Below are 10,652 nucleotides of genomic sequence, written 5' to 3'. Positions count from 1 at the left end.
GGATGAATGCGGCGATGATGGAGGATTACCTCAAGTTCATCGCTAACCGTCGTCTGTCGCAGATTGGGTTGAAGGAAGAGTATCCAGGGACGACTAACCCATTCCCGTGGATGAGCGAGATCATGGACTTGAAGAAAGAGAAGAACTTCTTCGAGACCCGTGTGATCGAGTACCAGACTGGCGGCGCGCTGAGCTGGGATTGATTTAAAGCGGCCCCTTCGGGGGCCGTGTTGTTTCACCTGTCGATGTTTTTTTATGCCCAATCAAACCATCAAGACACCCTGCGTCGGCCTGTGCTCCACCGTCTACGGAGACCTGGTGTGCCGGGGTTGCAAGCGTTATCACCATGAAGTGATTCAGTGGAACGGCTACAACGCCGAGGAGAAACAGGCGGTGTGGCTGCGCCTGGAACAACTGCTGGTGCAGGTGATGACCAGCAAGCTGCAGGTACTGGACCCGCAGCGCCTGCGCCAGCAACTGGAGGACCGCAAGATCCGCTTTGTGCCCCACCAGTCGCCGTATTGCTGGGCGTACCAGTTGATTGCCCGGGGCGCGCGGGTGATTTCCAAGTTGGATGCGTATGGGTTGGCGCTGTTGCCGGAGTTTCGCGAGCGCAATCTGGCAGATTTGCGGGATGCGATTGACCGGGAGTTTTTCCTGTTGTCCGAGGCGCATTACGAGCGGTATATCGCGCCGGGGTTTCTGCGGGAATCGTTTGGGGCGCCGTTGATAGCCAGTATTTAGACAAACACACAGAACCAGTGTGGGAGCGGGCTTGCTCGCGAAAGCGGTGTATCAGTTGCCGGATATATTGACTGACACACCGCATTCGGGAGCAAGCCCGCTCCCACATTTAGATCTTTGTCGCTCAGGAGGTCCAGGACGGCTCGCGATCGGTCTGCACCCCATAACGCTCTATCGCCTGCTGGCAAACCTGCCTGTCCAGACTCCCCTGCTCCACCAACGCCGTCAGCGCCGCCAGCACGATGTGATGGCGGTCCACCTCGAAGAAATCCCGCAACGCCGCCCGGGTATCGCTGCGACCAAAGCCATCCGTCCCCAGCACGGTGTAAGCCGAATCCACGTACGACCCAAGCATCTGCGGCACCGCCCTTACATAGTCAGATACCGCCACCACCGGCGCGCCCTTGGGCAAACACTCCGCCAGGTGGCTGCGCCGCGCCGGCTGTTGCGGATGCAGGCGGTTCCAGCGTTCCACGTCACGGGCGTCCCGGGCCAGTTCGCTGAAGCTGGTGACACTGAACACTTCAGCGTCAACCTGCCAATCCTCCGCCAACAATTGCGCCGCTGCCTGGGCTTCGCGCACCAGCGTGCCGGAGCCGAGCAACCGGACCATGCCGCCAGGCTGCCCGCTCAGACGGTACATGCCTTTGATGATCGCCGCTTCGACGCCTTCCGGCAGGCTCGGCTGCGGGTAGTTTTCGTTCATCAGGGTCACGTAGTAGAACTCGTCCACATCGTGCTCCAGCATCTGGCGCATGCCATGGTCGAGGATCACCGCAAACTCGCCGGCAAACGCCGGGTCGTAGGCACGGCAATTGGGCACGGTGGCGGCCATCAGGTGGCTGCTGCCGTCCTGGTGCTGCAAGCCTTCGCCACCCAGGGTGGTGCGCCCGGCAGTGGCGCCCAGCAGGAAACCTCGGGCACGCTGGTCGGCGGCGGCCCAGATCAGGTCCCCCACGCGCTGGAAACCGAACATCGAGTAGTAGATGTAAAACGGCAGCATCCGCAGGCCATGCACCGAATAACTGGTGGCCGCCGCGACCCAGGAACTGATGGCGCTGGCTTCGCTGATGCCTTCTTCAAGGATCTGCCCGTCGGTGGCTTCGCGGTAGCTGAGGATCGAGCCGATGTCTTCGGGCTCGTAGCGCTGGCCGACGCTGGAATAGATGCCGATCTGCTTGAACAGGTTGGCCATGCCGAAGGTGCGCGCCTCATCGGCGACGATGGGCACGATGCGCGGGCCGAGGGCCTTGTCCTTGAGCAGATTGGTGAGCATGCGCACAAAGGCCATGGTGGTGGACATTTCCTTGCCCTCCGCCTGGGTGGCAAACGCGCCGTAGCCCGACACCGGCGGGACACTCACGGTGGGCGCCTGCTGGCCACGGCTCGGCACATACCCGCCGAGGGTGGCGCGGCGCTGGTGCAGGTAACGCATTTCGAGGCTGTCTTCAGCCGGTTTGTAGAAGCTCAGGGATTCGGCCTGTTCATCCGACAGCGGCAACTGGAAGCGATTGCGGAAGGCGATCAAGGCCTCGCGGTCGAGCTTCTTCTGCTGGTGGGTGGTCATCTTGCCCTGCCCGGCCTCGCCCATGCCAAAGCCCTTTTTGGTCTGGGCCAGGATCACCGTGGGTTTGCCGGCGACCCGGCGCGCCGCGTGATAGGCCGCGTGGATCTTGACCATGTCATGGCCGCCACGCTTGAGCCGGTCGATCTGCTCGTCGCTCAGGCCCTCGACCAGTTTGGACAGCGCCTCGCTCTGGCCGAAGAAATGTTCGCGGTTATAGGCGCCGTCCTTGGCGGCGAAGGTCTGGAACTGTCCGTCCACCGTCTGCGACAAGGTGCGTACCAGCGAGCCGTCGGCGTCCTTGGCCAGCAAGGCGTCCCAATCCGAGCCCCAGACCAGCTTGATCACGTTCCAGCCGGCACCGGCGAACAACGCCTCCAGCTCGTCGATAATTCGCCCGTTGCCACGCACCGGGCCGTCGAGCCGTTGCAGGTTGCAGTTGACCACCCAGGTCAGGTTGTCCAGGCCTTCACGGGCAGCCAGGGTCAGGGCCGACATGCTTTCCGGCTCGTCCATCTCGCCGTCGCCGAACACGCCCCATACGTGGCGGTCGGTGGTGTCCTGCAAGCCCCGATGCTGCAGGTAGCGCATGAACCGCGCCTGGAAAATCGAGCTGATGGGGCCAATGCCCATGGACCCGGTGGGAAATTGCCAAAAGTCCGGCATCAACCACGGATGGGGATAGCTGGACAAACCTCGGGCACCCGCCTTGCCGGCACCGATTTCCTGGCGATAGTGGGCCAGGTCGGCCTCGCTCAGGCGCCCTTCAAGGAAGGCGCGAGCATAGATGCCGGGGGCGGAATGCGGCTGGTAGAACACCAGGTCGCCGCCAAAACTGTCGCTTCGGGCCCGGAAAAAGTGGTTGAAGCCCACCTCGAACAAATCCGCCGCGCTGGCGTAGCTGGCGATATGCCCGCCCAGTTCGCCATAGGCCTGGTTGGCGCGTACTACCATGGCCAGGGCGTTCCAGCGCACCACTGAGGCCAAGCGTTCTTCGGTGGCCAGGTCGCCGGGAAACGGCGGTTGCTGCTCTACGGCGATGCTATTGATGTAGGGCGTGCCATGCCGGGGTTTCCAGGCGATGTGCGGCGCGCCGCCGGCATCCGCCAGCATGTCGAGGATCTCCCGTGCGCGCGCCGCGCCGGCGTTGGCCACCAGGGAGGCCAGGGCATCGCGCCATTCGGCCAGTTCTTCCTGGTCCATCGCTGTCTGACTCATTGCACTCGCGAAACCGTTCATGGGCACCTCCGGGGTTTTTTCCAGTTTATGTCGGTGCCAAGGGATTTTTTGACTGTTGCGCGCGGCCTCTCGGGGACTTTTGAGCATAAATCACTGCCAATCAGCAAATTCAAAGCACGTTGTGCTTCAACTCCCGAACACCCCGCAATTGTGTTTAAAATGCCGCCCGCTCAATGACCGACGTTGCCCGATGAACCCAGACGCACTCGCCACCCTGCACACCCATTTGCTGAACGCCCTGCAAACCGTCCCCGCCGAGACCCGGCGCCTGTTTCACGGGCGTGGCCGCTGCTGGCCGGGCCTGGAGCAACTGACGGTGGACTGGCTGCAAGGCGTGGTGCTGGTCTCGCTGTTCAAGGAGCCTGAAGCCGCGGAGCTTGAGGCCTTGAAGCAGGTGCTGATGCAGATCGACTGGCGGTCATTCGGCGCCCATACCGTGGCGCTGCAACACCGCTACCTGCCGCAAAGCACCACCGAATGGCTGCTGGGCGAGGTGGTCGACGAACTGACCATCACCGAAGGCGGCCTGCGCTACCTGATCGACCTGGGCAAAAAGCAGAACAGTGGGCTGTTCCTCGACATGCGTTACGGCCGCAACTGGGTACGCGAACAGGCTCATGGCCTGCGGGTGCTGAACCTGTTCGCCTACACCTGTGGTTTCTCCGTGGCGGCCATCGAAGGCGGCGCCGAGCATGTGGTGAACCTGGACATGGCCCGTGGCGCCCTGAGCCGGGGTCGCGACAATCACCGCCTGAACGGCCACGACCTGAGCAAGGTGACGTTCCTCGGCCACGACCTGTTCAAGTCGTGGGCCAAGGTCACCAACAGCGGCCCGTACGACCTGGTGATCATCGACCCGCCCTCGTTCCAGAAAGGCAGTTTCCTTTTGACCAAGGACTACCAGCGGGTGCTGCGTCGCCTGCCGGATTTGCTCACGGCCCAGGGTACGGTGCTGGCGTGCATGAACGACCCGGCGTTCGGCGAAGACTTCCTGATCGACGGCGTAACCCGCGAAGCGCCTGGCCTGCGCTTTGACCAGCGGCTGGAAAACCCGCCGGAATTCCCCGATATCGACCCGCAAAGCGGATTAAAGGCACTGGTGTTTCGCCAAGGCTGATGCCGAAACGTCCTGCGCTTGCTACGCTTAACCTACGCCGGGTGGTGAACCTTATCCCACCCTTCCCGGTCGATACCTGCACACTCTGGCCAGATTCGACGGTGCTACCCCGTCGGCTGCCCTGTTTCACCTTTTGGAGAACGCCCCTGTGATATCGACCCTGCATGTAGCCCGTCTCAAGGCCTGGGGCGCCCATGGTTTTACCGCCACCGGCGTGGTGCTGGCCTTCCTGGCCACCCTGGCACTGCTCGACAACCAGCCCAAGGCTTGCCTGCTGTGGCTGGGCCTGGCCTTGATCGTCGATGGGGTCGACGGCTCTCTCGCGCGACGGGTGAATGTGCAAACAGTGCTGCCAAGCTTCGATGGCTCGGTATTGGACCTGGTGATTGATTACCTGACGTACGTGTTTATTCCGGCGCTGTTTATCTATCGCTATATCGCCCTGCCGGACTTCACCCCGTTGTTTACGGTGTCGGTGATTCTGGTGTCGTCGCTGTTCTGCTTCTGCAACGTCAACATGAAGAGCAAGGACAACTACTTCGTCGGCTTCCCCGCCGCATGGAACGTGGTGGCGCTGTGCGTCTATATCATCCAGCCGGAAGCCTGGGTCACCTTGCTCACCGTGATCGGCCTGGCGTTGCTGACCGTGACGCCGATGAAGTTCCTGCACCCGTTCCGGGTCAAGCGCTTCATGCCGATCAATATTGCCGTGACCACCATCTGGTTGCTGTGCAGCCTGCTGCTGGTGATCGACTTCCCGTACACCAATCGCCTGACCCTGGGCCTGTGGTTGCTGATGTCGGCGTACTTCCTGGGGATCTGCTTCTGGCGGACCGGAATGGAGTGGCTCGAAACACATAAATAGCCAAGCGGGCACGGTTGAAATGTGGGAGCGGGCTTGCTCGCGAATGCGGTAGATCAGCCACTCTATCCGGTGACTGACACTGCGCATTCGCGAGCAAGCCCGCTCCCACATTGGGAATGCATCCCGTGACGCAGAGCGTGGGAACGATCATAGTCGCAGGCCCCCACGCTAATCGGTAAGATACCGGCCTTTCGCGCAGCCCTTGCTGCGCCCTGCCGACTAAGTCTTGCCCATGCCTTTCGAACTCAGCGTTGACCTCACCACCCTGGCGATCCTCGCCGTGGTTGCCTTTATCGCCGGTTTCATCGACGCCATCGCCGGCGGTGGCGGCCTGCTCACCACGCCCGCCCTGCTGACCGCCGGCATGCCGCCCCACCTGGTGCTGGGCACCAACAAACTCAGTTCCACCTTCGGCTCGGCCACTGCCAGCTTTACCTTCTACCGGCGCAAGCTGTTTCATCCGCGCCAGTGGGTGCACGCCATCGTCGGCACCCTGGTCGGTGCACTCACCGGCGCGGTCGTGGCCCATTACCTGCCGGCAGAAACCCTGAACAAGATGCTCCCGGTGATTGTGTTCGGCTGCGGTTTGTATTTGCTGTTCGGCGGCACGCCCAAGGCGGCGCTGGACAACGACGCACCGATCAAGAAGAAATGGCAGTCCACCCAGGGCTTTGGCCTGGGTTTCTACGACGGCGTCGCCGGCCCGGGCACCGGGGCGTTCTGGACCGTGAGTACCATGCTGTTGCACCCCATCGACCTGGTAAAGGCCAGCGGCGTGGCGCGCAGCATGAACTTCGTCAGCAACGCGGCGGCGCTGACGGTGTTCATTTTCAATGGCTCGGTAGACTGGATTGTCGGCCTGTGCATGGGCGTGTCGGTGATGTGCGGCGCGTTTTTTGGCGCACGCAGCGCCATCAGCGGCGGCGCCAAGTTCATTCGCCCGGTGTTCATCACCGTGGTGCTCGGCCTGACGGTGCGCCTAGCCTGGCAGCACTGGTTCAGCGTGACCTAGGCGACGGGCCAGGTAGAGGTCGATCAGGTAGCGCGCAATCGAGCGCGACGCCGGCAACGGCGGCAGTTCATGGATGTTGAACCACTGCGCGTCTTCGATCTCGTCAGCCTGGGGCACAATGTCGCCGCCGGCGTACTCGGCGTGAAAGCCCAGCATCATCGAGTGCGGGAACGGCCAGCACTGGCTGCCCATGTACTGGATGTTCTTGACCTCCACCTGCACTTCTTCACGCACTTCGCGAATCAGGCAGTCCTCGGCCGACTCGCCCGGCTCGGCAAACCCCGCCAGGGTACTGTAGACCCCCGTGACAAAGCGCGGCGAACGGGCCAGCAGGATCTCGTCGCCACGGGTCACCAGCACGATCATGCTCGGCGAGATCCGCGGGTAGCTGCGCAGGTCACAGGCCTGGCAGAACATCGCCCGCTCCCGTGGCACCTGCACCATCGCCTGGCCGCAACTGCCGCAAAAACGATGCTCCCGGGCCCAGGTGCCGATTTGCGCGGCGTAGCCCAGGACTTTGTACAGCGTGTGATCGCCCTGCAGCATGAATGCCCGCAGGCCCTGCCAGCCGCAGCCCGGCACGTCGGCGGGGCTGTTGAGTTCCAGCAGGTACACCGGCTCGCCGTCCAGGTGACCGATGCCATGCTCGGCGAACACCGAGAGGTCCTGGCGCTTGAGCCATTCCCGGGGAAACAGCGGGCCGTTCTGGTCGTGTAAAAAGCCTTCACGGCTGCGGGCCACGGCCCAGCCGCCCGGGGCGTCATTGTCCAGCAGCGTTGTGGTAATCCAGCCTGGGGTCATGTTCAGTCAATCCACGAAGTCGGGTTTCTGCTTGCTCATATGGGCCGCGATGGCCACGCGCAGGTCGTTGGATTGCAACATAGCTGAGTTCCAGGTGGCAACGTATTCCAAACCGTCATTGATCGTGTGGTCACGCATGTAGCTGATCATCGCCTTGGTGCCGGTGACCGCGATCGGTGATTTGGCGGCTATTTCCCGGGCGATCTCCAGCACGCCGGCCAGCAGGCTCTGGTGATCGCTGTACACCCGATTCACCAGGCCGATGCTGCGGGCCTCTTCGGCGCCGAACTGGCGGCCGGTGTAGGCCAGCTCGCGCAGCATGCCGTCGCCGACGATGCGCGGCAGGCGTTGCAGGGTGCCGACGTCGGCGGCCATGCCGATGTCGATTTCCTTGATGGAGAATTGCGCATCTTCGGCGGCGTAGCGCATGTCACAGGCGCTGATCAGGTCGATGGCGCCGCCGATGCAGTAGCCATGGATCGCCGCGAGTACCGGCTTGCGGCAGTTGTCGACGGCGTTGAAGGAAGCTTGCAGTTCGAGGATCTTGCGCCGCAGCAGGCGCGCGTTGCGGCCTACGTCCTTGCCGAAGTCATTGGCCACCGAGGCCAGCATCATCAGGTCGATGCCGGAGGAGAAATGCTTGCCGGCGCCGCTGATGACCACGGCTCGCACCGCGTCGGTGTCTTCGACCCATTGGAAGATGTCGATGATCTCGGTCCAGAACGCCGCGTTCATCGCGTTGATCTTTTCCGGGCGATTGAGCTGCACATGGGCGACGTTGCCGCTGAGTTCGACGACAAAGGCTTGGTATTCGGACATGGCAGTGATCCTTGACTGGCGGCTGGAATAGGGGCCGAACTATAACAAGGCACCGCGTGAGGTGGTAAGGCTGTGCAAACGCCAAATTCGGGACTGAAGAACGATGAAGATCAAATGTGGGAGCTGGCTTGCCTGCGATGGCGGTGTATCAGTTAGCAAAGATGCAAGCTGACCCACCGCCATCGCAGGCAAGCCTGCTCCCACAATGGTTTTGTGGTGTTCTTTAACTCGGCAGCCAGAGCCGGAAGCGTGCACCACCCAATGGCGAAGCCTGGGCCGTCAATGTTCCGCCCTGCGCCTCCAGCGCCCGCCGGCTGATGGCCAATCCCAGGCCAAAACCGCCAGTGGCTCGATCCCGGCTGCGATCCAGCCGGTAGAACGGCTCGAAAATCCGCTCCCGCTGGTCAACCGGAATGCCAATACCGTCATCATCCACGCAAATCTCGCACCCCCTGGGACACACCTTCACCCCCACCTGAATTCGCCGCTCGCAATACCGCATGGCATTGCGCAGCAGGTTTTGCAGGGCCCGGGCGGTCAGGCGCGGGTCCAGGGTGAAGCGTTCCACGGCGCAGTCCAGCACCACGTCCATCACGATATCGGGGTTTTCCAGTTCGTCGTCGACGCTGCCCAGGATGCTGTCGATGAACTCATCCAGCACCACTTCCACCCGCTCGGGTGTTTGCGCCGGGTTTTGCAAACGGCTGTAGGAGAGCAGCTCCAGCACCAGCTCATCCAGCTCGCGAATGTGCGCCACCAACCCTTGCAGCCGCTCACGGCTGGCCGCCGGGAGGTCGTCGGACAGCGCCAGGGCCAGGCCGAAGTCCAGGCGCGTCAGCGGCGTACGCAGTTCATGGGAGACGGCATTGAGCAAGTCGCGTTGCTGGTTGAGCAGCTGTTCGATGTCGTTGGCCATGGTGTCGAACACCGCCGCCAGGCTGCCGATGTTGGAGCTGGGCGGGATTTTTGTGCGGGCCGCAAGGTTGCCCTGGCCGAGTTGCGCGGCGGTGCTTTTCAGGCGCTCCAGGTCGCGCCAGTGGGGCCGCAGCCAGAACAGCAGGCATGCCAGCAGCGCCGCGCCGATCAGCACGTTCATGCTCCAGTACAGCAGGTTCATGTCCAGCGGGTCCGGCGGTACCGAGACCTTGACCACCAACTGGTCGTCCAGGGCCGAGCTGACGTCGTCCGCCCAGCCCCACTCGCCCAGGCGAATCACCATCTGGTCTTTTTCCAGCAGGCGCTGTTCTTCAGGGGTGTAGCTGGCGTCCTGGATACGCAGCAGTTGCATCTTCAGCGGCGCGAAATCCGCCGACAGTCGCACGGTGACATTGGCCCACTGCTCCATCGGCACCCGTCGATACTCCTTGACGATCAGGCTCTGCATGCCTCGGGACTGCTCGATGTTGTAGTTCATGTAACGGTGTTCAAACAGCTGGATCACCGCCCGGGGCACCAGGTAGATCGCGGCGGCGAAAGTGACGATGGTGATCAGGTACAGCCGAATCAGGACGCGAAACATGGCTCAGCATTCCCACTCGGAACGGCTGAACAAGTAGCCCTTGCCCCACACCGTCTTGATCTTGCGCGCCTCGCCCGCGTGGTCGTCGAACTTGCGCCGCAGCTTGGAAATCGCCACGTCCACCGAACGGTCGGTGCCATTGAACTCGATGCCGCGCAGGCGTTGCAGGATCTGGTCGCGGCTGAGCACTTCGCCGGCGTGCCGGGCCAGCACCACCAGCAGGTTGTATTCACCGCTGGACAGCTCAACCGGCTGGCCGCGCCAGGTCACGGTGCGTTCCGACAGGTCGATGCACAGGTTGCCCATCAGGATCTGGTCGTTGGCCACCTGGGGTTCGGTGAGGCTGCTGCGGCGCAGCAAGGTTCGCACCCGCGCCAGCAATACCCGCGGCTCGCAGGGTTTGGTGACGTAGTCGTCGGCGCCCATTTCCAGGCCCAACACCTGGTCATGGCTGTCGTCGCGGGCGGTGAGCATCAGGATCGGCAGCGTGGCCGAGTCGGCCCGCAGCAACCGGCAGACCTGCAGGCCGTCGAGGCCCGGCAGCATCAGGTCGAGAATCACCAGGTCCGGTGGGTTGAGCCGCGCACGCTCACGCACGTGGTCGCCACGGCTGAGCACACTGACGTGATAGCCGTTGCGTTCCAGGTAACTGGCGATCAATTCGGAGAGCGCGGCGTCGTCTTCCACCAGAAGAATGTTGGGCATGGTATTTCCAAATAATACAATTTCTGAGTAGTACGCAAATCCAATGTGGGAGCGGGCTTGCTCGCGAAAGCGGTGTTTCAGTTAACGCACACGGCGACTGACACACCGCCTTCGCGAGCAAGCCCGCTCCCACATTTGATCTTCGGTGTCAGGAAGATCGTGTAAGGTTCGGCGGTTATGAAGGATATACGCCCGCGTGCATCTGTGGGTCGCACCTTACATTTCTTCACACACCACCTACAGAGCTTCACAGCACTGTGGCGGGGG

The 10,652-nt window shown here is 62.5% G+C and carries 9 protein-coding genes and 1 pseudogene; 5 read left to right on the top strand and 5 right to left on the bottom strand.

Going from position 1 to position 10,652, the window contains the following annotated elements; translation table 11 throughout:
- Positions 1-203 (top strand): annotated as a pseudogene (locus A462_RS31745) (ribonucleotide-diphosphate reductase subunit beta); the annotation flags it as partial.
- A 52-nt stretch (positions 204-255) separates the two neighbouring features.
- Positions 256-744, top strand: a complete 489-nt coding sequence (locus A462_RS31750; RefSeq protein WP_003208512.1) for a DUF1289 domain-containing protein — start codon at positions 256-258, stop codon at positions 742-744.
- Positions 745-868: 124 nt separating this feature from the next.
- Here the strand turns inward: A462_RS31750 and mdeB are convergent, their stop codons facing one another.
- Positions 869-3,547, bottom strand: a complete 2,679-nt coding sequence (mdeB, locus tag A462_RS31755; RefSeq protein ID WP_023658896.1) for an alpha-ketoglutarate dehydrogenase — start codon at positions 3,545-3,547, stop codon at positions 869-871.
- 190 nt (positions 3,548-3,737) lie between these two features.
- On the opposite strand from mdeB, the gene A462_RS31760 reads away from it, so the two are divergent.
- The 3 genes from A462_RS31760 (at position 3,738) to A462_RS31770 (ending at position 6,541) form a co-directional block, all read left to right on the top strand.
- Positions 3,738-4,664, top strand: coding sequence for a class I SAM-dependent methyltransferase (locus A462_RS31760; protein ID WP_003208509.1), 927 nt, complete (start codon positions 3,738-3,740; stop codon positions 4,662-4,664).
- Between the two features lie 148 nt (positions 4,665-4,812).
- Complete coding sequence (gene pcsA, locus A462_RS31765) at positions 4,813-5,529, top strand: phosphatidylcholine synthase (RefSeq protein ID WP_008430298.1); 717 nt, start codon at positions 4,813-4,815, stop codon at positions 5,527-5,529.
- A 232-nt stretch (positions 5,530-5,761) separates the two neighbouring features.
- Positions 5,762-6,541 carry a TSUP family transporter gene (locus tag A462_RS31770; protein WP_003208505.1) on the top strand — a complete coding sequence of 260 codons (780 nt, stop codon included), beginning with the start codon at positions 5,762-5,764 and terminating at the stop codon, positions 6,539-6,541.
- Here A462_RS31770 and nudC read toward each other — a convergent pair.
- From nudC to A462_RS31790, 4 genes are all read right to left on the bottom strand, one after another.
- Positions 6,509-7,342, bottom strand: a complete 834-nt coding sequence (nudC, locus tag A462_RS31775; RefSeq protein ID WP_008430294.1) for an NAD(+) diphosphatase — start codon at positions 7,340-7,342, stop codon at positions 6,509-6,511. The genes A462_RS31770 and nudC overlap by 33 nt on opposite strands.
- A 6-nt stretch (positions 7,343-7,348) precedes the next feature.
- Complete coding sequence (locus A462_RS31780; protein WP_003208502.1) at positions 7,349-8,161, bottom strand: crotonase/enoyl-CoA hydratase family protein; 813 nt, start codon at positions 8,159-8,161, stop codon at positions 7,349-7,351.
- 223 nt (positions 8,162-8,384) lie between these two features.
- Complete coding sequence (locus A462_RS31785; protein WP_008430289.1) at positions 8,385-9,680, bottom strand: ATP-binding protein; 1,296 nt, start codon at positions 9,678-9,680, stop codon at positions 8,385-8,387.
- Positions 9,681-9,683: 3 nt separating this feature from the next.
- Complete coding sequence (locus A462_RS31790; RefSeq protein ID WP_008430287.1) at positions 9,684-10,385, bottom strand: response regulator transcription factor; 702 nt, start codon at positions 10,383-10,385, stop codon at positions 9,684-9,686.
- Positions 10,386-10,652 lie beyond the last annotated feature (267 nt).

The sequence above is a fragment of the Pseudomonas sp. Ag1 genome (assembly GCF_000278565.1).
Lineage (GTDB): Bacteria > Pseudomonadota > Gammaproteobacteria > Pseudomonadales > Pseudomonadaceae > Aquipseudomonas.
This window is presented reverse-complemented; position numbering and strand designations above follow the sequence as displayed.